At 69.6% G+C, this 23,611-nt stretch carries 26 protein-coding genes; 15 read left to right on the top strand and 11 right to left on the bottom strand.

Translation table 11 applies throughout. The features are described 5' to 3' along the window. Window positions 1–3: 3 nt before the first annotated feature. Entirely contained in the window at window positions 4–1,023 is a 1,020-nt protein-coding gene (locus ACQHIV_RS34625) for a M48 family metallopeptidase (protein WP_427888454.1), read from the bottom strand. Window positions 1,024–1,042: 19 nt separating this feature from the next. Beyond that, the gene (locus ACQHIV_RS34630; RefSeq protein WP_427888455.1) at window positions 1,043–1,357 is read right to left on the bottom strand and encodes a hypothetical protein; all 315 of its coding nucleotides are present in this window, start codon (window positions 1,355–1,357) and stop codon (window positions 1,043–1,045) included. 81 nt (window positions 1,358–1,438) lie between these two features. Here ACQHIV_RS34630 and ACQHIV_RS34635 point away from each other — a divergent pair, with 81 nt between their 5' ends. Next, entirely contained in the window at window positions 1,439–2,557 is a 1,119-nt protein-coding gene (locus ACQHIV_RS34635; protein ID WP_427888456.1) for a PLP-dependent cysteine synthase family protein, read from the top strand. A gap of 139 nt (window positions 2,558–2,696) precedes the next feature. On the opposite strand, the gene ACQHIV_RS34640 is transcribed toward ACQHIV_RS34635, so the two are convergent. After that, complete coding sequence (locus ACQHIV_RS34640) at window positions 2,697–3,680, bottom strand: zinc-binding dehydrogenase (RefSeq protein WP_427888457.1); 984 nt, start codon at window positions 3,678–3,680, stop codon at window positions 2,697–2,699. A gap of 104 nt (window positions 3,681–3,784) precedes the next feature. On the opposite strand from ACQHIV_RS34640, the gene ACQHIV_RS34645 reads away from it, so the two are divergent. Together ACQHIV_RS34645 and ACQHIV_RS34650 are read left to right on the top strand one after the other, a co-directional pair. After that, window positions 3,785–4,363, top strand: a complete 579-nt coding sequence (locus ACQHIV_RS34645) for a TetR/AcrR family transcriptional regulator (protein WP_427888458.1) — start codon at window positions 3,785–3,787, stop codon at window positions 4,361–4,363. Then, complete coding sequence (locus ACQHIV_RS34650) at window positions 4,360–4,800, top strand: AAA family ATPase (RefSeq protein WP_427888459.1); 441 nt, start codon at window positions 4,360–4,362, stop codon at window positions 4,798–4,800. The genes ACQHIV_RS34645 and ACQHIV_RS34650 overlap by 4 nt, the downstream gene beginning before the upstream one ends. On the opposite strand, the gene ACQHIV_RS34655 is transcribed toward ACQHIV_RS34650, so the two are convergent. Together ACQHIV_RS34655 and ACQHIV_RS34660 are read right to left on the bottom strand one after the other, a co-directional pair. Continuing rightward, window positions 4,797–5,549 (bottom strand): hypothetical protein, encoded by a 753-nt coding sequence (locus ACQHIV_RS34655; RefSeq protein ID WP_427888460.1) that lies wholly within the window; start codon window positions 5,547–5,549, stop codon window positions 4,797–4,799. The genes ACQHIV_RS34650 and ACQHIV_RS34655 overlap by 4 nt on opposite strands. A 2-nt stretch (window positions 5,550–5,551) precedes the next feature. Then, entirely contained in the window at window positions 5,552–6,424 is an 873-nt protein-coding gene (locus ACQHIV_RS34660; protein WP_427888461.1) for a 1,4-dihydroxy-2-naphthoate polyprenyltransferase, read from the bottom strand. An 88-nt stretch (window positions 6,425–6,512) separates the two neighbouring features. Here ACQHIV_RS34660 and menE point away from each other — a divergent pair, with 88 nt between their 5' ends. Genes menE through menD form a run of 3 tightly spaced genes read left to right on the top strand, consistent with a single transcriptional unit; the run spans window position 6,513 to window position 10,164 of the window. Next, entirely contained in the window at window positions 6,513–7,604 is a 1,092-nt protein-coding gene (gene menE, locus ACQHIV_RS34665) for an o-succinylbenzoate--CoA ligase (RefSeq protein WP_427888462.1), read from the top strand. Further along, entirely contained in the window at window positions 7,601–8,527 is a 927-nt protein-coding gene (locus ACQHIV_RS34670; protein WP_427888463.1) for an o-succinylbenzoate synthase, read from the top strand. Before menE ends, ACQHIV_RS34670 begins: the two co-directional genes overlap by 4 nt. Further along, window positions 8,524–10,164, top strand: a complete 1,641-nt coding sequence (menD, locus tag ACQHIV_RS34675) for a 2-succinyl-5-enolpyruvyl-6-hydroxy-3-cyclohexene-1-carboxylic-acid synthase (RefSeq protein WP_427888464.1) — start codon at window positions 8,524–8,526, stop codon at window positions 10,162–10,164. The genes ACQHIV_RS34670 and menD overlap by 4 nt, the downstream gene beginning before the upstream one ends. On the opposite strand, the gene mptB is transcribed toward menD, so the two are convergent. Genes mptB through ACQHIV_RS34695 form a run of 4 tightly spaced genes read right to left on the bottom strand, consistent with a single transcriptional unit; the run spans window position 10,151 to window position 14,013 of the window. Beyond that, window positions 10,151–11,554: a polyprenol phosphomannose-dependent alpha 1,6 mannosyltransferase MptB gene (gene mptB, locus ACQHIV_RS34680; protein ID WP_427888465.1), complete on the bottom strand. Its 1,404-nt coding sequence runs from the start codon at window positions 11,552–11,554 to the stop codon at window positions 10,151–10,153. The two genes, menD and mptB, sit on opposite strands and share 14 nt — an antisense overlap. 40 nt (window positions 11,555–11,594) lie before the next feature. After that, window positions 11,595–12,359 carry an ABC transporter permease gene (locus ACQHIV_RS34685; protein ID WP_427888466.1) on the bottom strand — a complete coding sequence of 255 codons (765 nt, stop codon included), beginning with the start codon at window positions 12,357–12,359 and terminating at the stop codon, window positions 11,595–11,597. Further along, complete coding sequence (locus ACQHIV_RS34690; RefSeq protein ID WP_427888467.1) at window positions 12,356–13,336, bottom strand: ATP-binding cassette domain-containing protein; 981 nt, start codon at window positions 13,334–13,336, stop codon at window positions 12,356–12,358. The genes ACQHIV_RS34685 and ACQHIV_RS34690 overlap by 4 nt, the downstream gene beginning before the upstream one ends. Before the next feature lie 32 nt (window positions 13,337–13,368). Further along, window positions 13,369–14,013, bottom strand: coding sequence for a PadR family transcriptional regulator (locus ACQHIV_RS34695; RefSeq protein ID WP_427888469.1), 645 nt, complete (start codon window positions 14,011–14,013; stop codon window positions 13,369–13,371). Between the two features lie 56 nt (window positions 14,014–14,069). Between ACQHIV_RS34695 and ACQHIV_RS34700 the strand changes: the two genes are divergently transcribed. Both ACQHIV_RS34700 and ACQHIV_RS34705 read left to right on the top strand, forming a co-directional pair. Then, window positions 14,070–14,903: a GNAT family N-acetyltransferase gene (locus ACQHIV_RS34700; protein ID WP_427888470.1), complete on the top strand. Its 834-nt coding sequence runs from the start codon at window positions 14,070–14,072 to the stop codon at window positions 14,901–14,903. Continuing rightward, the gene (locus tag ACQHIV_RS34705) at window positions 14,900–15,736 is read left to right on the top strand and encodes a GNAT family N-acetyltransferase (protein WP_427888471.1); all 837 of its coding nucleotides are present in this window, start codon (window positions 14,900–14,902) and stop codon (window positions 15,734–15,736) included. The genes ACQHIV_RS34700 and ACQHIV_RS34705 overlap by 4 nt, the downstream gene beginning before the upstream one ends. Here ACQHIV_RS34705 and ACQHIV_RS34710 read toward each other — a convergent pair. Together ACQHIV_RS34710 and ACQHIV_RS34715 are read right to left on the bottom strand one after the other, a co-directional pair. Then, entirely contained in the window at window positions 15,729–16,346 is a 618-nt protein-coding gene (locus ACQHIV_RS34710; protein WP_427888472.1) for an MBL fold metallo-hydrolase, read from the bottom strand. The genes ACQHIV_RS34705 and ACQHIV_RS34710 overlap by 8 nt on opposite strands. After that, entirely contained in the window at window positions 16,343–17,626 is a 1,284-nt protein-coding gene (locus ACQHIV_RS34715) for an isochorismate synthase (protein WP_427888473.1), read from the bottom strand. The genes ACQHIV_RS34710 and ACQHIV_RS34715 overlap by 4 nt, the downstream gene beginning before the upstream one ends. A 59-nt stretch (window positions 17,627–17,685) precedes the next feature. Between ACQHIV_RS34715 and ACQHIV_RS34720 the strand changes: the two genes are divergently transcribed. The 7 genes from ACQHIV_RS34720 (at window position 17,686) to nuoE (ending at window position 23,609) form a co-directional block, all read left to right on the top strand. After that, on the top strand, window positions 17,686–18,384 hold the full coding sequence (locus ACQHIV_RS34720; protein ID WP_427888474.1) for a demethylmenaquinone methyltransferase: 699 nt from the start codon (window positions 17,686–17,688) through the stop codon (window positions 18,382–18,384). A 153-nt stretch (window positions 18,385–18,537) separates the two neighbouring features. Continuing rightward, window positions 18,538–19,851, top strand: a complete 1,314-nt coding sequence (locus ACQHIV_RS34725) for a geranylgeranyl reductase family protein (RefSeq protein ID WP_427896626.1) — start codon at window positions 18,538–18,540, stop codon at window positions 19,849–19,851. 102 nt (window positions 19,852–19,953) lie between these two features. Further along, on the top strand, window positions 19,954–20,313 hold the full coding sequence (locus ACQHIV_RS34730) for an NADH-quinone oxidoreductase subunit A (protein ID WP_380195354.1): 360 nt from the start codon (window positions 19,954–19,956) through the stop codon (window positions 20,311–20,313). 1 nt (window position 20,314) lies between these two features. Beyond that, a complete protein-coding gene (locus tag ACQHIV_RS34735) occupies window positions 20,315–20,869 on the top strand; it encodes a NuoB/complex I 20 kDa subunit family protein (protein ID WP_131286677.1) in 555 nt (184 codons plus the stop codon). Continuing rightward, on the top strand, window positions 20,866–21,552 hold the full coding sequence (locus ACQHIV_RS34740) for an NADH-quinone oxidoreductase subunit C (protein ID WP_427888475.1): 687 nt from the start codon (window positions 20,866–20,868) through the stop codon (window positions 21,550–21,552). The genes ACQHIV_RS34735 and ACQHIV_RS34740 overlap by 4 nt, the downstream gene beginning before the upstream one ends. Continuing rightward, window positions 21,552–22,889, top strand: coding sequence for an NADH-quinone oxidoreductase subunit D (locus ACQHIV_RS34745; protein WP_427888476.1), 1,338 nt, complete (start codon window positions 21,552–21,554; stop codon window positions 22,887–22,889). Before ACQHIV_RS34740 ends, ACQHIV_RS34745 begins: the two co-directional genes overlap by 1 nt. Continuing rightward, a complete protein-coding gene (nuoE, locus tag ACQHIV_RS34750) occupies window positions 22,890–23,609 on the top strand; it encodes an NADH-quinone oxidoreductase subunit NuoE (protein WP_427888478.1) in 720 nt (239 codons plus the stop codon). Window positions 23,610–23,611 lie beyond the last annotated feature (2 nt).

The raw sequence follows: 23,611 nt of genomic DNA on the forward strand, positions 1-23,611 counted from the left end.
CAATCAGTTTCGGGGCGGGAACTTCGAGGAGACCCAGTCGCGGACGCCGCCGAGGCCCTCGCCGAAGTCGCGGAGGAGCTTGGCCAGCGGGTCCTGCGAGCGGTTGAAGGCTTCGGAGTACGACTTCGCCGCGTTCTTCGCCTCCTGCGAGATCGACGCGTCGCCGTCGTCCTGGCGCTTCGGGTAGTCGCCGGAGACGATCGTCGTGTACTCGCCCTCGTCCACCCAGCGGCGCAGCTCGTGCGCCCGGATCACGGCCAGCGGGTGCGACTGCGCCTCGAGCAGCAGCAGCTTCAGCACGCTGTCGCGCAGGTCGCCGGCGCTCTCGTACTCCGTGCCCTGGGCAAGGAACGCGGTGGTGTCGAGTTCCTGCAGCTGGCCGCCGCTGGCGAGCTTCATCTGGACCCGGAGTGCGACCGCCGGGTCCTGCGTCGCGAGCAGCCCGGCCCGGTCGCCGGACAGCTCCGCCTTGCGGGACCACTCGTGCAGCGCGGCGATGATCGCCCGCAGCCCGAGGGCGCCGATCGGCATCCAGTTGAACGCGCCGGTGAGCCGCATCAGCCACATCAGCAGCGACTGGTACAGCGCGTGGCCGCTCTGCGCGTGGCCGAGCTCGTGCCCGAGGACGAACCGCAACTCCTCCTCGTCGAGGCCCTGCAGGAGCGCGCTGTTCACGACGATGAACGGCTTGTCCATGCCGATCGTGACCGCGTTCCAGATCGGGCTGTTGGTGACGAACAGCTCCGGCAGGTCCCGTACGTCGAGCGTGCTCGCCGCCTCGGTGTACAGCCGGTTCACGGTCGGGAACTGCCGCTCGTCGACCCGGATCGCCGACCCCAGGTACTGCAGCCGGAAGGCGCGCTCGTTGATCAGCCCGGACATCTTCCGCAGTACGTAGTCGAACCCCTTCAGCTGCCGCAGCGCCACCAGCGCGCCCCGGTCCGCGGGGTGCTCCCACGCCCGCGAGCTGATATCGGTCAACGTCACCCGCTGCCGCGTCGGCCGATCACTGTTCTCGGTCATCGTTCCCCCTGCCCGGTCGTCATGGGTTCCGACAGTAGCTCGCTTTCGGGGTCCTGCGGGGATTGAGCAGCCACGCGACCAGCACGGTCGGCAGCCACCCCAGCGGTACCGCCCACCAGCTGAGGTGCGTCGCGGTCGCGAACGTCGTACCGACCGACAACCCCGTACCGCAGAACCAGTACCAGACCGCCCGCCACCGGCCGCCCCGCCGGTACCCGACCCACCCGAGCGTGAGTGTCGCCGGCAGCGCCAGCGCCACCGCCCCGAAGGCCAGGACGGCGAGGATCAGCGCGACGTCGGCGGGGGAGAACTCGATCGGTCCGAGGGGGATCATGGTTTCGATCCTCCCGGCGCCCGGGCCGGTCACCGAGCGTAGGAATACTCAAATCCGGTATTACGTCCTAGCCTGGCCCGCATGAGTGAGGTTGACGGGGTGTGCCGCGAGGTCGATCGCCGCGACGAGAAGGCCCGCGCCTGGGTGTCCGAGGCGATCCGGATCGTCGACGCCGACGCGAACCGGAGCGCGGACACGCATCTGCACGTGTTCCCGATGCCGGACGGTACCGGCGTGGACCTGTACCTCAAGGACGAGTCCGTGCACCCGACCGGCTCGCTCAAGCACCGCCTGGCCCGGTCGCTGTTCCTGTACGCCCTCTGCAACGGCTGGATCCACGAGGGCACCACGGTGATCGAGGCGTCCAGCGGCTCCACCGCGGTCAGCGAGGCGTACTTCGCCCGGCTGCTCGGCCTGCCGTTCGTCGCCGTGATGCCGCGCTCGACCAGCCCCGAGAAGGTCGAGCTGATCGAGTTCTACGGCGGCCGCTGCCACTTCGTCGAACGCTCCGGCCAGATCTACGGCGAGGCCAAGCGGCTCGCCGAGGAGACCGGCGGGCACTACATGGACCAGTTCACCTACGCCGAACGCGCCACCGACTGGCGCGGCAACAACAACATCGCCGAGTCGATCTTCGGGCAGCTCTCCCTGGAGCAGCACCCGATCCCGACCTGGATCGTCGTCGGCGCCGGCACCGGCGGTACGTCGGCCACCATCGGCCGCTACGTCCGCTACCAGCGCCACGAGACCTCCGTCGCGGTCGTCGACCCCGAGAACTCCGCGTTCTTCCCGGCCTTCGAAGCCGGCGACCACGAGTTCTCCACCGGCCGCCCGTCCCGGATCGAAGGCATCGGCCGCCCCCGCGTCGAGCCCTCCTTCGTCCTCGGCGTCGTCGACCGGATGATCTCCGTCCCCGACGCCGCCTCGATCGCCGCCATGCGCTTCTGCTCCCGCGTCACCGGCCGCCTGGTCGGCGGCTCCACCGGCACCAACCTCTGGGGCGCACTCAGGCTGGCCGCCGAGATGCGCCGTACCGGTGCCCGCGGCAGCATCGTCACCCTCCTGTGCGACAGCGGCGAACGCTACGGCAACACCTACTACGACGACACCTGGCTCCGCACCGCCGGCATCGACATCACCCCCTACACCACCACCCTGGAAACCTTTGCCACCACCGGCCACTGGACCGAACCCAAGTAACCCACCCACCTCGCGCCCGCGTGTGGAGGGATGTACCGAAGAACGGGTAGTAGTGGGCTTTGGCGGTGCTTGTTGTGGGTGGGTGCGCTTGGCGGTTGGTCGGGAGGGGGAGTACTACCCGTTCTTCGGTACAGGGTGGTTAGGGGATCAGGGCGAGTTTGCCGATGGTGGTGCGGGATTCGAGAGATGTGAGGGCTTGGGGGCCGTCTGTCAGGGGGTAGGTGGTTGGAGTTGTGGGGGTTAGGACTCCGGCGGCGATCAGGGTGAAGAGTTCGGTGAGGACTTCGCCGTAGAGGTGGGGTGTGTGTTGGATGAGGGCGCCCAGGTTCAGGCCGATGAGGTGGAGTTGGTGTTTGTAGACCAGGTCCCAGCTGGTGACGGGTGAGGTGCCGGCGGACAGGCCGTAGACGACTACTCGGCCGGTGACCGGTTTGGTTACCTCGAGGCTGGTGGTGAGGGTGGTGGACTCGAGGGCCAGGTCGACCCCGCCGGTGAGGGCGAGGATTTCGGTGGTCAGGTTGGTGGATCGGGAGTCCAGAACATGGTCGGCGCCCAGGGCACGGACCACGTCGTGCTTCTCGGGGGAGGCCGTGGCGATGACCGTGGCGCCGTAGTGCTTGGCTATGCGTACGGCGGCTTGGCCGGTGGCGCCGGCGGCGGCTTGGATGAGGACGGTTTCGCCGGGAGCGAGGCGGCCCAGCGTACGCAGGGCGGCGAGGGCGGTCGGCCAGTTGACGACCAGCCCGAGCGCCTGCACGTCGTCCCACCCGGGCGGCACAGGGAGCACCGCAACCGCGGGCAGTACGACGTACTCCGCGAACGCCCCGCCCCCGACACACACCCCGATCACATGCATGCCCACCGCCAACTCAACGCCCCCGCCGGCCCCGACACTTGCGGTCTTGCCGATGGCGATGATTTCGCCGGTGGCTTCGATGCCGGCGGTGTAGGGCGGGTGGGGGCCGGCGGCGAAGGTGCCGTGGGACTGGGAGATGTCGACGAAGTTCAGGCCGGCGGCGGTGACCCGGACGAGGACTTCGCCGGGGCCGGGGTGGGGGATCGGCTCGTCGGTCAGTTTCAGGTCTTGCGGTCCGTCCAGCGACGTCTGTACCAGTGCTCGCATCCCACACCCCTTTTGTTGGTCGATCGACCAACAAAGATTGGCACTCTGCGGCCGAACCCGTCAAGATAAACTTGGTCGATCGACCAACAAAGCTGGAGGAGCGGATGGCGACCCGCGGCAGACCGCGTACGTTCGACCCGGACGTCGCCCTGCGCCAGGCCCTCGACGTGTTCTGGGAGCGCGGCTACGAAGGCACCTCGCTGAGCGACCTCGCCGACGCCATGGGCATCCGGTCCGCGAGCATCTACGCGTACTTCGGCAGCAAGGAGAACCTCTTCCGCCAGGTCATGACCCTGTACGGCGCCACCGCCGGCGAGCCGCCCCGCCGGGCGCTGCGCGAAGGTGCGACCGCCCGCGCGGCGGTGCACGCGATGCTGCGGGCGACCGCGGACCAGATCACGCACCCCGAGCACCCGCACTACTGCATGCTGATCCTCGCCGCCCCGACCGGCGCCGTCGAGAACCACGCCGTACGCCAGCTCCTCGCCGACGGCCGCCACGGGATGTACGAGGAGATCCGCGAGCGCCTGGCGACCGACGTACCGCCGGACCACGTCGACGCGATCGCCCGCTACTACACGACCGTCGTACAGGGCCTGTCCGTCCAGGCCCGCGACGGCGCCACCCGCGCCGAGCTGGAGACCGTCATCACCTGCGCGATGGCCGCCTGGGACGCGTTGTGACGCGCATCCTCATCACCGGCATGTCCGGCGCGGGCAAGACCACGGTGCTCGACGAACTCGCCCGCCGCGGCCACGACACCGTCGACACCGACTACGACGGCTGGACCCGCCCCGACGGCACCTGGGACGAGCCCCGCATGCACCAGCTGCTGACGCGGCCCGACGTGATCGTCTCCGGCACCGCCGAGAACCAGGGCACCTTCTACGACCGCTTCCACCACGTCGTCCTGTTCACCGCGCCGCTCGAGATCCTGATCGACCGGGTACGCCGCCGCACCAACAACCCGTACGGCCGAACCCCAGCAGAACAAGCCGAAATCGCCCGGTACGTCGAAACCGTCGAGCCCCTGCTCCGCCGTGGCGCGACCCTTGAACTCGACACCCGGCAACCCGTCCCGGCCCTCGCCGACGCGGTCGAGCGACTCCTGATGAGCTAGTTGCGAAGAATCCACGCCAGCAGGTCGCGGACGTCTTCGGCTCGTTCGGTGGGGGTGTTGTACGTCGTGGGCGTGCCGGGGGTTTCGCGGATCGCGAGGGCTTCGCGGGCGAGCTGGTGCCAGCGGGGGTCGAGGGAGTCGAGGACGTACCGGCCGGCGCCGCTCTTCGAGGTGAGGGTGCGGGTGGTGAGGAGGTGGTGGAGGCGGGGTGCGCCGAGAGCGACCCAGGCGACGGCGGCGTCGTTCCGGCCGGCCGTGGCCAGGTCGGCGGTCGCGATCCGGTCGGCGATGCCGCGCCAGTACGTGTCGAGGTTCGTCCGGGTGTAGGCGATCAGGTCGTCGAGGTTCGTGTAGACCGGCGGGAGTTCGCCGCGGACCACGACCGCGCGCTCGGCCAGTTCGTGCCAGGTGACGAGGTTGACGTCGGTGCTGCCCGCAGGATCGAACGCGCCCTGGAAGACCACCGGGCGCGTCCCGAGCGTCGAGGGATCCGCGGCCAGATCGGCCGCCGTGCAGTGGAAGCCGTCGAAGGTCAGCTCCGCCTTGGCGGCCTCGTGTACTTCCCGAAGGACGGCATCCTCCGGTACGTCGTCCCACACCGCGACGAAGTCGACGTCACTCCCGGGGAAGAACTCGCCCCAGCAGATCGACCCGTGCAGGAACAACCCCGTCAACCGGCCCGGAATCCGGCTGTCCACCTCGGCCAGAAAGCGATCGGTCAGGTCCACCACAGCAGCCGGCAACGTCATGCTTAGCCACCTATTGCTAGTCCGACGCCGAGGCCGACGGCGTACAGGAGCTCGGTAAGGCCGGTGTTCTTCAGTACGGGGATCAAGGCCGGGCCGACAGCGTCGCTCAGGATCACCCGGGTCGACGTGATAGCCAACGGCACCGCGATGAAGGCCAGCAGCGACCACGGGGTCGCGACAGCCGACACAGCAGCCAGTACGAAGGCCAGCGCCACAAGAGCGGCGTACAGGCGGCGGGACTTGGCCGCACCCAGGACCACGGCCAGCGTGCGCTTGCCGGTCACCGAGTCGGTCGGGATGTCCCGGAGGTTGTTCGCGACCAGCAGCGCACAGGCGATCGAGCCGACCGAAACCGCGCCAGCCACGGCCGTCCAGTGCAGGGCCTCGGCCTGGACGTACGTCGTACCCAGTACGGCGACCAGGCCGAAGAACAGGAACACGCTGACCTCGCCGAGCGCGCGGTAGCCGTAAGGCTTCTTGCCGCCCGTGTAGAACCACGCCCCGAGCAGCGACGCGGCCCCGGCGACCAGCAGCCACCACGTGGTCGTCGCACACAGCACGATGCCGAGTACGGCGCCCACGCCGAAGCAGGTGAACGCGGCCGTCTTCACTGCGCCCGGTGTGGCGACCTTGGAGCCCACCAGGCGCAACGGGCCGACACGGTTCTCGTCGGTGCCGCGGATGCCGTCGCTGTAGTCGTTGGCGTAGTTGACGCCGATCTGCAGCGCCAGGGCGACGCCGAGAGCCAGTAGCGCCTTCCACCAGACAAAGCCGTCCAGGAACGCGGCCGCGCCGGTTCCTACGAGCACGGGCGAGATCGCGGCTGGCAAGGTGCGGGGGCGGGCGCCTTCGATCCACTGGGCAGGGGTAGCCATGATCGTCGATTCTGTCAGCCACACGGGCGGCCGGACGCGGCGGGCCGGTCGGTGTGGGCCTGACCGCGGGCCGTACGCTCAAGGTGACATGTCTACCTTGCGGCTGATTCCCGGTACGCCGGATGCGGTGCTGGCGGCGTTGAGCGACGTACTCGACGGGAGCGGTACGCCGTTCGCGCCGGTCCCGGACGATGCGGCCGGGGCCGCCCGGGTACAGCAGGCCGCGGCGCCGGACGAGCCGCTCGAGGACGACTGCGCTGTGGTCCTGACCACATCCGGCTCCTCCGGCGAGCCCAAGGGCGTGCTGCTGTCGCGGGACGCGCTGGTCGCCTCGGCCGTCGCCACCCACGACCGGCTCGGCGGCCCCGGGCAGTGGCTGCTGCCGATGAAGCCGTACTTCGTCGGCGGCCTGCAGATCCTCACCCGCTCGCTGGTCGCCGGTACGACGCCGGTCCTGGTCGGCGACAGCTTCACCCGGGCGGCCGCCCGGCTGACCGGGGACCGTCGGTACACCGCGATGGTCCCGACGCAGCTGGCGCGCTACCTCGACACGGACCTGGAGGCGCTGCGCTCGTTCGACGCGATCGTCATCGGCGGGGCGTCGACGCCGGAGCCGCTCAAACAGCGTGCGCGGGAGGCGGGCGTGACCGCGATCCCGGCGTACGGGATGACCGAGACGGGCAGTGGCTGCGTGTACGCCGGGGTGCCGCTGGACGGTACGTCGATCGACCTGGACGACGGGCGGATCCTGATCAAGGGCAGCACGCTCTTCTCCGGGTACCGGCTCCGCCCGGAGCTCACCGCCGACGTACTGCGGGACGGCTGGTTCCGTACGCAGGACCGCGGCGAACTCGTGGACGGACGGCTGCGGGTGGTCGGCCGGGTCGACGACGTGGTGATCTCCGGCGGCGTCAACGTCACGCTGACCACCGTGCAGGCGCGGCTGCTCGAACACCCTCGCGTGAAGGACGCCGTCGTACTGGGAGCTCCTGATCCGGAGTGGGGGACCCGGGTGGTCGCTTTCGTCGTCGGCGAGCCTGCACGCGAGGAGGTCCGCGACTGGGTCAGCGAGACGCTGCCGCGGACCTGGGCGCCGCAGGACGTCGTACAGCTGGAGGCGTTGCCGATGCTTGCCTCGGGCAAGGTCGACAGGCAACGGCTGCTGGAGGACGTGCGGTGATCACGTACTCCATCGGCCTGAAGAACAAGTTCCGCGGTATTACTGTCCGCGAGGGCATGCTGTTCGAAGGCCCTGCCGGCTGGGCGGAGTGGAGCCCCTTCCTGGACTATGACGACGCCACGTGCGTCTCCTGGCTACGTGCGGCGCGTGAAGCGGCCGAGGACGGGTGGCCGGCGCCAGTACGCGACCGGGTCCCGGTCAACTGCACTGTTCCAGCCGTAGGTCCCGAGAAGGCCGCCGCGATCGTCAGAGCGTCAGGGTGCAGTACGGCGAAGGTGAAGGTGGCTGAGCCGGGTCAGACGCTGGCTGACGACCTCGAGCGTGTGGAAGCGGTACGGGACGCCATAGGCAACGGGAACGTCCGCGTCGACGCTAACGGGCTGTGGTCCGTCGACCAGGCACTGCGGAGCCTTAAAGAGCTGCACCGGTTCGACCTTGAGTACGTCGAGCAGCCCTGCGCGACTGTGGAGGAGTTGGCGGAGGTCAGGCGCCGTACGGACGTTCCTGTGGCGGCTGACGAGTCTATTCGCCGGGCGGAGGACCCGCTGCGGGTGAAGAAGCTCGACGCGGCCGACATCGCCGTACTGAAGGTGCAGCCGATCGGTGGTGTCCGTGCGTGCCTGGACATCGCAGAACAGATCGGACTGCCAGTAGTGGTGTCGTCGGCGCTGGAGACCTCAGTGGGGATCGCGGCCGGCGTCGCACTCGCCGCTGCGCTTCCTGAGCTGCCCTACGCGTGCGGCCTGGCCACGGTCTCGATGTTTACCCAAGAGGTTGTCGCAGAGCCCTTGCTGCCCACCAACGGGTTCTTGCCGGTCAAGCGCGTCGCCCCGGATCCCCAACTGCTAAAGGCTTCCCGTGCTGACGCTGAGCGGACCAGGGTGTGGGAAGAGCGCCTGTCCCGAGTAAGGAGTGCCGGATGAACCCGTCCACGGCGTTCGCCACTGTGGTGGTCGACGAGCTGATCCGCTGTGGTGTCCGCGAGGCCGTGGTGTCACCGGGCTCCCGGAGCGCCCCACTGGCGCTGGCCTTGGCAGCTGCGGACCGCGATGGGCGGCTGCGGCTGCACGTGCGCATCGACGAACGTACTGCGGGCTTCCTGGCGATCGGGTTGATGCGCGGCACGGGTCTACCGGTGCCCGTTGTGACAACCTCGGGTACTGCGGTGGCCAACCTGCACCCTGCTGTGCTGGAGGCGTCGCACAGCGGGCTGCCGCTGATCGTGCTGAGCGCCGACCGGCCGCCTGCGTTAAGAGGCAGCGGGGCGAACCAGACGACGGATCAGTTGAAGGTGTTCGGGTCCGCGGTCCGGCTGTTCCACGAGATGGGTACGCCGGTCCGAGAGGTCGGGCAGGTCGCGTACTGGCGGTCGCAGGTCGCCCGGGCCGTGGCTGTCGCTACGGGAGCGCGTTCTGCTGATCCTGGGCCTGTGCAGTTGAACTGTCCGTTCAGTGAGCCTTTGGTGCCTACCGAGGGGCCTGAGTGGCCTGAGCCGTTGACGGGGCGCAGTACGGGGCCCTGGACGGCTGTGCATGCTGCGAATGCGCAACCTGCGGCAGTGTCTCCAGGTCCCAGGACGGTGGTGGTTGCGGGGGACGGGGCTTCGCAGGCGGCTCGGTTGGTGGCTGAGGCTGGACGGTGGCCGTTGTTTGCCGAGCCCTCCAGCCGGGCGCGGACCGGGCCGGCGGTCGTCTCGCTGTACCGGCTGTTGCTGCAGGCAAGTGAGTTGGCCGGCGAGATCGAGCGGGTGCTGGTGTTCGGGCACCCAACACTGTCGCGGCCGATCTCGCAGCTGCTGGCGCGGGCCGACGTCGAGGTGGTCGTGGTGTCGCCGACCGGGCACTGGCCGGACCCGGCGCGCCGGGCGGCGTCCGTGGTGACCGGGCTGCAGGTCACCGGGCCCGACCCGACCGACTGGCTCGCACGCTGGCAGGCCGCGGACCAGGCGGCCCGGCCGGAGGTCGACAAGCTGCTCGCGGACGGCTTGAGCGGGCCCCTGATCGCCCAGCTCGTCGGCGAGGCGGTCGGCGCCGACGGCATGCTCGTGGTCGCCTCCTCGAACCCGGTCCGCGACCTCGACCTCGCCCCGGTCGTGCCGATCCGGACCGTCGCGAACCGCGGCCTGGCCGGGATCGACGGCACGATCTCGACCGCCGTCGGCGCCGCGCTCGCGAACGCGGGCCCGACGTACGCGCTGATCGGCGACCTGGCGTTCCTGCACGACAGCAACGGCCTGGTGATCGGGCCGGACGAGGCCCGCCCGGACCTGCGGATCGTGGTCGTGAACGACAACGGCGGCGGCATCTTCTCCACCCTTGAGCAGGGCGACCCGAACCACGCCACACACTTCGAGCGCGTCTTCGGTACGCCGCACAACGTGGACCTGGCCGCACTGTGCGCCGCCAGCGGTACGCCGTACACCCTGGTCCGAACAGCCGACGAGCTACGGGCCGCTCTTGTGCGAACGGTGGCCGGGCTGGACGCGGTTGAGGTACGCATCGACCGGGACAGCCACCGGCCGTTGAGCCGGTCGCTGGTGGAGACCCTCAAGCAGCTGTAACCGGGACCTTCCGCGACGGCTGCAGCGTGCGGAGGTGGTTGAGCAGCGGCAGGGCGATCGCGATCACCAGCGCGGTCGTGGTCAGGATCGGGATGGTCGCACCGCGCAGCGACGAGTTGAGCGGCGCGGCGATCGTGAAGATCAGGCTGACCGCGGTGATGATCGTGGTCAGTCGCCGGCCAGGCCGAGCGACGGCCAGGAACGGCAGGCACCACAGGAAGTACCAGTCGTGCGCACTCGGGCCCAGCACGACAACCGCGAGCAGGGCGACGCCAACGGCGCGTGCTGCGTAGTGGATGGACGACCTGAGGCTCAGCCACGCGATCAGGCTCAGTGCGGCGAGCATGCCGATCAGCCTGACGATCTGTAGCGCCTGTGCGGCGGCAGTGTCCTCGCCCAGCCAGCCCAGTACGCCGGACGCCGCCATACCGACCAGGTTGGCGATGGAGAACGGTGAACGGACCAGTCCGGGTACGTCGAGCGCACCGAGCCAGCCGGAGCCCACGCCGGTCAGCGCACCGATCGTGACCAGGGTGACCACCGACACGAACCCGGCGATCACCAGGCTGGCGAAGCGGTGCAGCCGGTCGGCCAACGGGCTCATGACGGCCGCAATGGCTATCGCGACCAGCCCGCCCGGGAGCTTCACCGCGGCAGCAGCACCGGCCACTACGGCCGCCGTACCCCAACGGCCTGTCAGGGCCAGTGCGAAGGCGCTGCAGGCGAGTCCCAGCATCAGGATGTCGTTGTGGGCGGCGCCGATGCCGTGGGTGATCAGCATGGGGTTCAGTACGACGAGCCAGGTGGCAAAGGCCGGGTCTACACGGCAGGCGGTCGCAAGGCGCGGCACGGCCCAGGCGATGAGGACTATGCCGAGTACGGCGAGCAGGCGGTGCGCCAGCATCAGCAGGTACGGGTTCATGGTCAAGTGGGCGACCAGGCCGCCGTACGCGAGCGGCAGGGGACCGTACGGCGCAGGGGTCTGCATCCACATCGGGTCGACCGCCTCGACGATGTGGCCGGACAGTACGCCGGGTCCTACGTCGTACGGGTTGTAGCCTTCCGCCACCAGCGCGCCCTGGGCCGCGTAGCTCCAGGCGTCGCGGCTGAACAACGGCGGCGCCAGCAGCAGCGGGATACTCCAGTACGCCGTCATCCGGAGCAGCGGGAGCCGCTCGCCGGCCATCACCCGCCGGCCCGCGGTCAACCAGGCCCAGGCCATCAGCCCCAGCCCGGCCACCATGAACGTCAGCCCGACCATCCGCCCGGCCAGCGAGTCCCGCAGCGGGAACGAGGCGACCCAGGACGACTCAGGCACCACCGACGTCACCAGGCTCGCAAGAGCGACCACAACAGCCCCGACGACCCCACGGACCATCGGCGAGCGCATGAGCGGACCGTAGCCCGCCCATGCAACACGTCGATGAACTCTAGGCAGATTCCTTCCGGAACGTTCTTGCGCCGACAGCCAGTCCGATGATCGTCAGCAGGACGACCCAGAAGAGGCCCCACAGGGAGGCCGAGCTGCTGATGTCGCCGCGGAACAGGGCGCGGACGCCGTTGACGACGTGCTTCAGCGGGCTGATGTCGGACAGCCGCTGCAGCCACTTGGGGCCGATCTGCATCGGCAGCAGGATGCCCGACAGCAGCAGGAGCGGCATGGCGATGCCGTTCAGCAGCGGGGCGAGCGCGTCCTCGCTCTTGGTGATGAGCGCGACCGAGTACGACAGCGAGGCGAACGTGGCGCCGAGCAACGCGACGATCACCAGCGACAGCAGTACGCCGCCCCACGGCGCGCGCAGGCCGAGGGGGAGTGCGGCGAGCAGCAGCAGGATCGACTGCGCGACCAGCACCACGACGTCCCGCAGCACCCGGCCGGCCATCAGCGCGATCCGGGACGCCGGGGTGACCCGGTCCGCCTCGATCACGCCGGCCCGGTACTCCGCGATCAGGCCGAAGCCGACGAACATCGCACCGAACATGCCGAGCTGCACGATCAGGCCCGGAATGAACACCTGGTACGCGTTCGTCGCGTGCCCCTGGCTGATCTGCGCGGTGATCGGCTTCAGCAGCGGGCCGAACAGGAACAGGTACATCAGCGGCTGGCTGAGCATCAGGATCGACCACATCGGGTTCCGCAGCGACAGCCGCATCGCCCGGTGGAACACGATCCAGGTCTCTCGCAGGACGGTCATGCCGCGGTCTCCTTACTGGGTGCCGCGTCCTCGTCCCGCAGGGAGCGGCCGGTCATCGTCAGGAACACGTCGTCGAGCGTCGGCCGGTGCACCTCGACGCCGTGCAGTTCGATGCCTTGGGCATCGATCGAGCGGAGCAGCCCGGGCAGTACCGAGCCGCCGCGCGGGATCCGGAAGCCGACCACCTCGTCCTCGGCCTCCACCTCTGTCGCACCGTCCAGTTGCTCGACGATCTTGGTCACCGCGGGCGCCTGCGCGGGCTCGGCCAGGCTCAGCCGGACCGCGTCGCCGGAGACCTGCTGCTTGAGGTTCTCCGGCGTACCGGCTGCCACGATCTTGCCGTGGTCGATGACCAGGATCCGGTCGCAGAGCGCGTCCGCCTCGTCGAGGTAGTGCGTGGTCAGGAAGATCGTCGCGCCGCGGTCGCGGAGGCCGCGGATGTGCTCCCACAGGTTCGCCCGCGCCTGCGGGTCGAGGCCGGTGGTCGGCTCGTCCAGGAAGATCAGCTTCGGGTCGTGGATCAGCCCCATCACGATGTCCAGCCGGCGCCGCTGGCCGCCGGACAGCGTCTTGCACTGCCGCCGCCACAGGCCCGGCAGGTCCAGTTCCTCGAACAGCCGCTGCCCGTCCGCGGCCGCCTTCGCCTTCGGTACGCCGTACAGCCGGGCGTGGTCGACCACCTCGTCGCCGGCCACCGCCTCGGGCAGCGTGGACCCGCTCTGTGGGACGTACCCGATGCCCCGCCGTACCCCGACCGGGTCCTTCGCGAGGTCGCACCCGGCGACCGTCGCGGTTCCGCTGGTCGGCTTGATCAGCGTCGCCAGCATCCGCATCGTCGTGGTCTTGCCGGCCCCGTTGGGACCGAGGAACCCGACGATCTCGCCGTCGGCCACATCCAGGTCAACCCCTTGGACGGCCTGGACCGCCCCCCGCTTCGTCTTGAACGTCCGCACCAGCCCGCGCGCTTCGATCATCATGCGAGCCAGTGTCGGTGATCAACTTTGACTAGTCAATCTTGAATAGAGGCATTCGGGGGTGGATCAGGGATCTCCCCCCAGTGCGTCACCATCCCCGGGTACGGCGCCCAGTCGGCGGGTTCGCCGGCGAACGCGTACGCCCCGTCCCGGATGCGGTGCAGGAAGTCCCGGGTCCACAGCAGCTCGCCGTTGTCGCGCGCCGTCGTGATCCGGAACATCTCGACGACGTGGTTCGGCGTCGCCGGGTCCTCGAGGATCGCGCGTTCCGAGAACGGCTCCGACTTCAGCCACGACTCCAGCTGACTGATCCGCGCCTCCAGTGCGGCGATCACCTCGTCGCGGCGCAGCGACCAGATGAAGCTGATCGTGGCCTGCATCTTGTCCGGGTGGAACCCGTCGACGGTCCACAGCATCCCGCGCAGCAGCGAGAAATACTCCGTCTCGCCGTCCGCGGTCAGCTTGTACGACGTCCGCCCCGGCCGGTGCGCGCCGTCCTGCTCCAGCTCCTGCAGGTACCCGTGCTTGGCCAGCGTCCGCAGGCCGGTATAGATCGAGCCGGGGTTGATGTTCGCCCACGCCTGCACGTTCCAGGTCAGCAGCTCACGGCGCAGCTGGTACCCGTACGCGGGCTGGAAGATCCGCACGACGCCGAGCAGCAACAACCGGGTGGTGGACATAGCCGCAGTGTAAATCCGGGCGACCGGAAGGGCCCGGGAGGCGTACGCTCCGCTGCATGGACGTCCGCGTGACGAGCGACCCGCAGGCTTTCGAGCAGACCGTTTTCCCTTTCCTGCAACAGGATCCGGTGCTGCACACGATCATCATGAGCAACGTCCACGAGCGCGCGAACGGTACGGCGCGGTCCGAGGACGAGCCGTCGTACTTCGTGTCCGTGCACGCCCCGGACGTCGTCGGCGCCGCGATGCGCACGCCCGGGCGCGGGGTGTACGTCGGCGCGCTGCGCGAGGACCTCGCGGAGCCGATCGCCGAGGCGTATGCGGACGTACTGCCGGACCTCACGGGGGTCGCGGGCGACCGGCCGGCGGCGCTGCGCTTCGGGCGGCGCTGGTGCGAGCTGCGCGGTGGTACGGCGACCGAGACGCGCGGCACCCGGCTGCACAAGCTGATCGAGCTGACGCCGCTCGCGGCGGAAGGCGATCCGCGCCCGATGCGGGCGGACGACGTCGAGGTGGTCTCCGCCTGGGCCGACGGCTTCGCCGCCGAGGCCACCGACGCGATCGCCACCGACAACCACGAGTGGGCCCGGCAACGCCTCGCGGAGGGGACCTTGTGGATCTGGGAGGCCGGAGGCGAACCGGTCAGCATGGTCGGCCACCACCTGGCCTTGTACGGCGTCAGCCGGGTCGGCCCGGTCTACACCCCGCCGGAGCACCGCCGCCACGGCTACGCCGGCGCCCTGACCAGCCACGTCAGCGCCATGATCCTTGCCGACGGCAACCAGGCCTGCCTCTACACGGACCTCGCCAACCCCACCTCCAACAAGCTCTACCACCAGGCCGGCTACCGCCCGGTGGCCGACTTCGTCGACGTGGAGTTCACCGCGTGATCGCCCGCACCGTCGACGGCCCGGCGGCGTTCCGCGACCTGGTTTTCCCTTTCCTGCAAGGCGATCCGGTGCTCAACTCCACGCTGCTGACGAACATCGCCGACCGGGCGAGCGGGATCATGAACGATCCCGAGCCGCCGGTGTTCGTCGCCGTCCACGAGGGCGAGCGGGTCGTCGGCGCGGTGCTGGCGACGGCGTTGCGCGGGGTCCTGCTGGCGGGGATGCCGGTCGAGCTGGTGACGCCGGTCGCCGACGTACTGGCGGCCGCCGCGCCGCGGGCGCTCGGCGTGAACGGGACGGCCGACGCGGCGTTGCGGTTCGCCGAGGAGTACGGCGTACGGACGGGGCGTGGCTATCGCGAGGTGGAACGGACCCGGCTGCACCGGCTGGGGGAGGTGGTCGCGCAGACGGCCGACGGGACGGCCCGGCTCGCGACCGACGCGGACGTGGAGCTGCTGGCGCCGCGGCTCGGGGCGTTCCGGGCCGAGGTGGGACATGTCGGGGAAGGCGCGGCGGCGGACCGGGTGTGGGTGCGGCAGCGGATCGAGCGGCGGCGGTTCTGGGTGTGGGAGGACGGCGGCCGCGTCGTCAGCTTCGTCGGGCATCAGACGCCGGTGTTCGGTACGGTGCGGGTCGGGCCGGTCTACACGCCGCCGGAGTACCGCGGGCACGGGTACGCCAGTGCGCTGACGGCGGAGGTCAGCCGGCGGCTGAGCGAGACCGGTGACCAGGTGTGCCTGTTCACCGACCTCGCCAACCCGACGTCCAACAAGATCTACGCCGCGATCGGCTACCGCCCGGTCCGCGACTTCGTGGGGTACAGCTTCAGCTGATCTCGGTCGACTCGCCGGGGGCGAGGCCGAGGTACGGGCGTTCGTCGGTGGTGAAGAAGCGGGCGAACATGCTCAGGCCGATCGGGCTGAGCAGACCGTCGTGGATGCCGACCATCTGGTCGGACTTGATCGCCCGGGCGTACTCGACGGCCGGCGGCAGCGAGAACCACGGGCCGGAGATCGGCACCAGGGTCGTGTGGACGGCGCGGTCGGGCTGGGTGAACGAGTCGCCCGGGTGGTAGACCGCGTCGTCGATCAGGAAGCCGACGTTCTCGCAGGGCACGCCCCACTCGGGCAGGATCACCGCGTGGTCCTTGCCGTAGGCACTGACCGAGAAGCCGGCCGCCTCGAACGACTGGCCGCCCTCGACCACGTGCACCCGGTCGCCCAGCGCGGTCAGCTGCGCCGCGACGCCGGCGTTCGTGTAGACCGGTACGTCGAGCGCGGCGACCCGGTCGACGTCGAGGTGGTCCTGGTGCTCGTGGGTGACCAGGATCGCGTCCGCCTGCTCGAAGGCGGCGTCCTCGCTGAACGACCCGGGGTCGACCAGCAGCGTCTTTCCGTCCTTCTCGAGCCGGACACACGCATGGGCGAACTTCGTCAGCTTCATAGCTCTCCTAGAGCGTCTCGCATCGGTACCAGCTTGGCGTTCGTCTCGGCCAGTTCGGCGTCCGGGTTGGAGCCCGCGACGATGCCGGCGCCGGCGAACAGCCGCATCCGGCGGGGCTCGTCGGGGTCGGCCTGTCCGCAGCGCAGCGCGATGCACCACTCGCCGTCACCGGCGGCGTCCATCCAGCCGACCGGTCCGCTGAACCGGCCGCGCCGCATGCCCTCGATCTCGCCGATCAGGTCCCGCGCGACCGGGGTCGGCGTACCGCAGACCGCCGCGGACGGGTGCAGCGCGGCGGCCAGGCCGAGCGCGGAGGCGCCGTTGTTCGCGACGCCCGCGACGTCGGTGGCCAGGTGCATCACGTTCGGCAGGTGCAGCACGAACGGGGTCTCCGGGACGTTCATCGACGAGCAGTGCGGCTCGAGCGCGTCGGCGACCGAGCGGACCGCGAACTCGTGCTCCTCGAGGTCCTTCGACGACCGCGCCAGCGACGCGGCCAGCGCCAGGTCGTGCGCGTCGTCGCCGGTACGGCGGATCGTGCCGGCCAGCACCCGGGACGTGATCAGGCCCTTCTCCCGGCGGACCAGCAGCTCGGGGGTCGCGCCGATCAGGCCGTCCACGGAGAACGTCCAGCAGTTCGGGTACGCCGTGGCGAGCCGGTGCAGCGGCCAGCGCAGGTCGATCGGCTGCTCGGCGATCGCGATCAGGTCGCGGGCCAGCACCACCTTGTCGAGGTCGCCCGCGGTGATCCGGCGGACCGCGTCGGCGACGATGCTCGACCAGTCCGTCCCGGTCCGGGCACCGTCGGCGAACGTCACGTCGTACACCGGCGACGGCTCGTGCACCACCAGCTCCGGCGGCGCGGCCAGCGAACTGGCCGGCGAGACCGTCGTCACCCAGGTGGTGCCGCCGCGGCGGCCGACGATCACCTCGGGCACGACCAGCTCGCCCGGGTCCTGGTCGGTGAAGCCGAAGGACCCGAAACAGATCAGCCCGGAGCCCGGTACGCCGACCTCGTCGCGGACCACGGCGGACCCGACGAGTTCCTGCCACCAGCGCGCCGCCTGCTCGAAGCGGTTGCTCCCGGCAACGTCGAGCCGGGCGGCGACGCCCCAGCCGACGTGGCCGTCGCCCCGCCGTACCCACGCGAGTCCGCCCTCGGCCGGCAAATGGTCGAGCAGGTGCGCCGACACGCCGTCCACCGGTTGACTGCGAACCACCAACTGCGGTGCGGGGCCTCGGGTCGCGAGGGCCGCACGGCTACCTGGAGATGCACTCACGAAAGGCAAGAGTATGCCTGCCGTCCGGCCGGACCGTGCCCGCGTGATGAACTAGACAGGTGACGCGCGCAGATCTGAGCAAGGAACCGCAGGCCGTGGCGGCCATGTTCGACAACGTGGCCGAGGGGTACGACCGGACCAACGCGGTCGCGACGATGGGGCTGGAGAAGCTGTACTGGCGGCCCGCGACGCTGGCCGAGATCGCGCCCCGGAAGGGGCTGAAGATCCTCGACCTGGCGGCCGGCACCGGCGCGTCCAGCATCAACCTGCGCGAGTCCGGCGCCGAGGTGGTGTCCTGCGACTTCTCGGTCGGCATGCTGACCGTCGGCAAGCGCCGGCACCCGGAGCTGGACCTGATCGCCGGCGACGCGCTCCGGCTGCCGTTCGCGGACGAGTCCTTCGACGTGGTGACGATCTCCTGGGCGCTGCGGAACGTGAACGACGTGCCGCTGGCGCTCCGCGAGATGCTCCGGGTCACCCGCCCCGGCGGGCGGCTCGTCGTACTGGAGCAGTCGCACCCGACCTGGAAGCCGTTCCGGGTGGTGTACCTGGAGTACATGATGCGCGCGGTGCCCGCGGTCGCGAAGGTGGTGTCGACGAACCCGGAGGCGTACGAGTACCTGGCCGAGTCGACCCGCGCCTGGCTGCCGCAGGAGCCGCTGGCCCGGGCGATCGAGGACGCCGGCTGGACCAGGGTGCAATGGCGCAACCTGACCGGTGGCCTGGTCGCGATCCACCGGGCCGTCAAGCCCAGTTAATTACGCAACGGAAATTATGCGAAATTGGCTTGCCCGCAAGGCGGTTGGGGCGAGTTTCGTGTCCACGTCAGGCAGTCCTAGACTGTCGAGTGAAGAGTGCTCGTGAAGTCGTTCACGAGCGCACACGCCCCCAAGAACATCCAGGCCGGAGAGATGAGCCAGAGCGTGCCGAGCGGGCAGCAGGCGGAGACCGCCGATGTGATCGTCGTCGGTGCCGGACCCGCCGGATCGGCAGCCGCGTACCACCTGGCGAACGCCGGTCTCGACGTCCTGCTGCTGGAGAAGACCGCGTTCCCGCGGGAGAAGGTGTGCGGCGACGGGCTGACCCCGCGCGGCACCAAGCAGCTGATCAACATGGGCATCGACATCTCCGAACAAGCCGGCTGGATCCGTAACTACGGCCTCCGGATCCAGGGCGCCGGGCACCAGCTGCAGCTCGACTGGCCGGATCTGGCCAGCCACCCGAACTACGGGCTGACCCGGAACCGGATGGACTTCGACGACATGCTCGCCCGGCAGGCCGTGAAGGCCGGGGCGCGGCTGCGCGAGCGGACCAACGTCAGCGGGCCGATCCTGGACGACCGCGGCCACATCGTCGGCGTCACCGCGAAGCCGGTCGACGACAACGGCCGGCGGGCCGGCGACGACCTCGAGTTCCGGGCGCCACTGGTGATGGCGGCCGACGGCAACTCGTCCCGGCTGAGCATCGCGATGGGCCTGCACAAGCGCGACGACCGGCCGATGGGCGTCGCCGTCCGGACGTACTTCACCAGCCCGCGGACCGACGACGACTACCTCGAGTCCTGGCTGGAGCTGTGGGCCGACGACCCGAAGCAGCCGGGCGGCAAGGTGCTGCTGCCGGGGTACGGCTGGATCTTCGGGATGGGCGACGGCACCGTGAACGTCGGGCTCGGCATCCTGAACACGTCCGACGCGTTCGGCAAGGTCGACTACGCCGACCTGCTGAAGGCGTGGCTGAAGAACACTCCCGAGGAGTGGCAGTTCCGCGACGAGTTCCAGACCATCCCGATCCGCGGGGCGGCGCTGCCGATGGGCTTCAACCGGCAGCCGCACTACACCCGCGGCCTGATGCTGCTCGGCGACGCCGGCGGCATGGTCAACCCGTTCAACGGCGAGGGCATCCCGTACGCGATGGAGTCCGGGGCGTTCGCCGCCGAGGTCGCCGCCCAGGCGCTGCGCCGGCAGCCGAACCAGCGCGAGCGCGCGCTCTCGGCGTACCCGAAGGCCCTCAAGCAGGAGTACGGCGGCTACTACACGCTCGGCCGGATCTTCGTGAAGCTGATCGGAAATCCGGAGGTGATGCGGCTCTGCACGAAGTACGGTCTGCCGCGCACCACCCTGATGAAGTTCACCCTGAAGTTGCTTGCCAACCTCACCGACCCGCGCGACGGCGACGTGATGGACAAGATCATCAACGGGCTCACCAAGCTGGCTCCCGCCGCCTGAGCGGCGGGGCGAGTGAGCTGAGCCACAGCGGTACTGATAACAACAGACACAGACAGACCAAGACACAGACAGACCACCGGCTGAAGGAGGGAGCACGCAGCGATGCACCCCTACACACCGATTCTTGCTCTTGGTGTGCTCGCGCTGCTCTTCGTGGCGGGCAGCATCACCGTGAGTGCGCTGGTCGGCCCGAAGCGGTACAACCGGGCCAGGCTCGACTCGTACGAGTGCGGCATCGAACCGACCCCGCAGCCGGTCGGCGGCGGCCGCTTCCCGGTGAAGTACTACATCACCGCGATGCTGTTCATCGTGTTCGACATCGAGATCATCTTCCTCTACCCGTGGGCGGTCGCCTTCGACCAGATGGCGCTCTTCGGGCTGGTCGAGATGGTCATCTTCATCGTGACCGTCTTCATCGCGTACACCTACGTGTGGCGGCGCGGCGGACTGGAGTGGGACTGACATGGGTCTTGAGGAACAGCTTCCGGCAGGCGTCCTGCTGAGCACGGTCGAAGGACTGCTCGGCTACATGCGCAAGGCCTCGTTGTGGCCGGCAACCTTCGGGCTGGCCTGCTGCGCGATCGAGATGATGACCACCGGCGCACCGCGCTACGACGCGGCCCGGTTCGGCATGGAGGTCTTCCGGGCGTCGCCGCGGCAGGCCGACCTGATGATCGTGGCCGGCCGGGTGAGCCAGAAGATGGCCCCGGTACTGCGCCAGATCTACGACCAGATGCCCGGCCCGAAGTGGGTGCTGGCGATGGGCGTCTGCGCGTCCTCGGGCGGCATGTTCAACAACTACGCGATCGTGCAGGGCGTGGACCACGTCGTACCCGTCGACATGTACCTGCCCGGCTGCCCGCCGCGGCCGGAGATGCTGCTGGACGCGTTCCTGAAGATCCACGACCAGATCCAGCACATGAAGCTCGGCGCGCACAAGAAGGCGCTGCAGACCGAGCAGGAGGCCGCGGCCCTGACCGCCGCGCCGACGATCGAGATGAAGGGTCTGCTGCGGTGAGCGACTCCGAGAACCTCCCGGCGACACCGGAGGCTTCGGCACCCGAGGTCATCGAAGAGCGCGAGGGCATGTTCGGTGTCACCGGCACCGGTGACACCTCCGGGTTCGGCGGCCTGAAGCGCAACGTCGTACTGCCCGGGGCCACCCCGAAGCCGTACGGCTCCTGGTTCGACGGCGCGGTGGACCGGCTGGAAGGGCTGACCGCCGACGGCTCGATCGAGAAGGTCGTCGTCGACCGCGGCGAGCTGACCCTGCACATCAAGCGCGAGAACATCGTCGAGGTGTGCAAGCACCTGCGTGACGACGAGGCGCTGCGGTTCGAGTTCTGCTCCGGCGTCAGCGGGGTCAACTACCCGAACGAGACCGGCCGCGAACTGCACGCCGTCTACCACTTCCTCTCGATCACCCACAACCGCCGGATCCGGCTGGAGGTGGCGGCGCCCGACGGCGACCCGCACATCCCGTCGATCGTCTCGGTCTACCCGGCCAACGACTGGCACGAGCGGGAGACCTGGGACATGTTCGGCATCATCTTCGACGGGCACCCGGCGCTGACCCGGGTCCTGATGCCCGACGACTGGCCGGGGCACCCGCAGCGCAAGGACTACCCGCTCGGCGGCATCGACGTCGAGTACAAGGGCGCTGTCATCCCGCCGCCCGACACGCGGAGGTCTTACAACTGATGACCACTACAGACCCCTACGCGACCACCCGCGACACGACCGAGGGCAAGGTCTTCACCGTCACCGGCCAGGACTGGGACTCGGTGGTCTCCGGCCTCGGCGAGGAGCCGGAAGAGCGCGTCGTCGTCAACATGGGCCCGCAGCACCCGTCGACGCACGGCGTACTGCGGCTGATCCTCGAGCTCGACGGTGAGAACGTGACCGAGGCCCGCTGCGGCATCGGCTACCTGCACACCGGCATCGAGAAGAACATGGAGTTCCGCTCCTGGACGCAGGGCGTCACGTTCGTCACCCGGATGGACTACCTGTCGCCGTTCTACAACGAGGCGGCGTACTGCCTGTCGGTCGAGCGGCTGCTCGGGATCGAGGACCAGATCCCGGAGAAGGCCAACGTCATGCGGGTGCTGCTGATGGAGCTCAACCGGATCAGCAGCCACCTGGTCTGTATCGCCACCGGCGGTATGGAGATCGGCGCGCTGACCGTGATGACGATCGGCTTCCGCGAGCGCGAGAAGACCCTCGACCTGTTCGAGCTGATCACCGGGCTGCGGATGAACCACGCGTTCATCCGGCCGGGCGGCGTCGCCCAGGACCTGCCGCCGGGTGCGCTGGACCACATCCGCGAGTACATCACCTGGATGAACCGGCACCTGCCGGAGTACGCCGAGCTCTGCAACGCGAACCCGATCTTCAAGGCCCGGCTGCAGAACGTCGGCTACCTCGACCTGGCCGGCTGCATGGCGCTGGGGATCTCCGGCCCGACGGTACGGTCCACCGGGTACGCGATGGACCTGCGCAAGACCCAGCCGTACTGCGGGTACGAGACGTACGACTTCGACGTACCGACCTGGGACTCCTCCGACGCCTACGGCCGCTTCCGGGTCCGGCTGCAGGAGATGCACGAGTCGCTGAAGATCGTCGAGCAGTGCGCGGACCGGCTGGAGAAGATGGACGGCCGGCCGGTGATGGTCGCCGACAAGAAGATCGGCTGGCCGAGCCAGCTGGCGGTCGGCGCCGACGGGATGGGCAACTCGCTCGACCACATCAAGCACATCATGGGCGAGTCGATGGAAGCCCTGATCCACCACTTCAAGCTGGTCACCGAGGGCTTCCGGGTCCCGGCCGGCCAGGCCTACGTGGCGATCGAGTCGCCGCGTGGCGAGATGGGTGCGCACGTCGTCTCCGACGGCGGCACCAAGCCGTTCCGGGTGCACTTCCGTGACCCGTCCTTCGCAAACCTGCAGGCGATGCCGATCATGTGCGAGGGCGGCCAGGTCGCCGACGTGATCGTCGCCGTCGCCAGCCTTGACCCGGTGATGGGTGGAGTGGACCGCTAAATGGCCGAGAACCACACGACTTCTACCGACAAGACCGTGCCCTACAGCACGGGCGACTCGAAGATCACCGAGACCACGATCGCGGAGATGCGCGAGATCGCGGCCCGGTACCCCGAGGCCCGCTCGGCGCTGCTGCCGATGCTGCACCTGGTGCAGTCGGTCGAGGGCCGGGTCACCCCGGAGGGCATCGAGGCCTGCGCCGACGTGCTCGGGCTGACCGGCGCCGAGGTCTCCGCGGTGGCGACGTTCTACACGATGTACAAGCGCCGCCCGGTCGGCGACTACCACGTCGGCGTCTGCACGAACACGCTGTGCGCGGTGATGGGCGGCGACCTGATCTTCGAGCGGCTCAAGCAGCACCTCGACGTCGGCAACGACGAGACCACCGAGGACGGCAAGGTCACCCTCGAGCACCTCGAGTGCAACGCGGCCTGCGACTACGCGCCGGTGATGATGGTCAACTGGGAGTTCTTCGACGACATGACGCCGGAGACGGCCACCCAGCTGGTCGACGACCTGCGTTCCGGCACCGAGGTGAAGTCGCCGCGCGGCGCCACCGTCTGCACCTGGCGCGAGGCCGAGCGGGTGCTGGCCGGCTTCCCGGACGGGCGCGCCGACGAGGGCCCGACCGGCGGCAAGGCCACGCTGGCCGGCCTCCGGCTGGCCCGGGAGCGCAACTGGTCGGCCCCGAACGGCGCCGAGACCCCGAAGGAGGGCTGACC

The sequence above is a fragment of the Kribbella polygonati genome, assembly GCF_050320105.1.
Taxonomy (GTDB): domain Bacteria; phylum Actinomycetota; class Actinomycetes; order Propionibacteriales; family Kribbellaceae; genus Kribbella.

What these genes read in the sequence shown, in the direction of transcription:
- ACQHIV_RS34625 (WP_427888454.1), bottom strand. Translation starts at nt 1,023, where the DNA reads ATGACCGAGAACAGTGATCGGCCGACGCGGCAGCGGGTGACGTTGACC.
- ACQHIV_RS34630 (WP_427888455.1), bottom strand. Translation starts at nt 1,357, where the DNA reads ATGATCCCCCTCGGACCGATCGAGTTCTCCCCCGCCGACGTCGCGCTG.
- ACQHIV_RS34635 (WP_427888456.1), top strand. Translation starts at nt 1,439, where the DNA reads ATGAGTGAGGTTGACGGGGTGTGCCGCGAGGTCGATCGCCGCGACGAG.
- ACQHIV_RS34640 (WP_427888457.1), bottom strand. Translation starts at nt 3,680, where the DNA reads ATGCGAGCACTGGTACAGACGTCGCTGGACGGACCGCAAGACCTGAAA.
- ACQHIV_RS34645 (WP_427888458.1), top strand. Translation starts at nt 3,785, where the DNA reads ATGGCGACCCGCGGCAGACCGCGTACGTTCGACCCGGACGTCGCCCTG.
- ACQHIV_RS34655 (WP_427888460.1), bottom strand. Translation starts at nt 5,549, where the DNA reads ATGACGTTGCCGGCTGCTGTGGTGGACCTGACCGATCGCTTTCTGGCC.
- ACQHIV_RS34660 (WP_427888461.1), bottom strand. Translation starts at nt 6,424, where the DNA reads ATGGCTACCCCTGCCCAGTGGATCGAAGGCGCCCGCCCCCGCACCTTG.
- menE (WP_427888462.1), top strand. Translation starts at nt 6,513, where the DNA reads ATGTCTACCTTGCGGCTGATTCCCGGTACGCCGGATGCGGTGCTGGCG.
- menD (WP_427888464.1), top strand. Translation starts at nt 8,524, where the DNA reads ATGAACCCGTCCACGGCGTTCGCCACTGTGGTGGTCGACGAGCTGATC.
- mptB (WP_427888465.1), bottom strand. Translation starts at nt 11,554, where the DNA reads ATGCGCTCGCCGATGGTCCGTGGGGTCGTCGGGGCTGTTGTGGTCGCT.
- ACQHIV_RS34685 (WP_427888466.1), bottom strand. Translation starts at nt 12,359, where the DNA reads ATGACCGTCCTGCGAGAGACCTGGATCGTGTTCCACCGGGCGATGCGG.
- ACQHIV_RS34690 (WP_427888467.1), bottom strand. Translation starts at nt 13,336, where the DNA reads ATGATGATCGAAGCGCGCGGGCTGGTGCGGACGTTCAAGACGAAGCGG.
- ACQHIV_RS34695 (WP_427888469.1), bottom strand. Translation starts at nt 14,013, where the DNA reads ATGTCCACCACCCGGTTGTTGCTGCTCGGCGTCGTGCGGATCTTCCAG.
- ACQHIV_RS34700 (WP_427888470.1), top strand. Translation starts at nt 14,070, where the DNA reads ATGGACGTCCGCGTGACGAGCGACCCGCAGGCTTTCGAGCAGACCGTT.
- ACQHIV_RS34710 (WP_427888472.1), bottom strand. Translation starts at nt 16,346, where the DNA reads ATGAAGCTGACGAAGTTCGCCCATGCGTGTGTCCGGCTCGAGAAGGAC.
- ACQHIV_RS34725 (WP_427896626.1), top strand. Translation starts at nt 18,538, where the DNA reads ATGAGCCAGAGCGTGCCGAGCGGGCAGCAGGCGGAGACCGCCGATGTG.
- ACQHIV_RS34730 (WP_380195354.1), top strand. Translation starts at nt 19,954, where the DNA reads ATGCACCCCTACACACCGATTCTTGCTCTTGGTGTGCTCGCGCTGCTC.
- ACQHIV_RS34735 (WP_131286677.1), top strand. Translation starts at nt 20,315, where the DNA reads ATGGGTCTTGAGGAACAGCTTCCGGCAGGCGTCCTGCTGAGCACGGTC.
- ACQHIV_RS34745 (WP_427888476.1), top strand. Translation starts at nt 21,552, where the DNA reads ATGACCACTACAGACCCCTACGCGACCACCCGCGACACGACCGAGGGC.
- nuoE (WP_427888478.1), top strand. Translation starts at nt 22,890, where the DNA reads ATGGCCGAGAACCACACGACTTCTACCGACAAGACCGTGCCCTACAGC.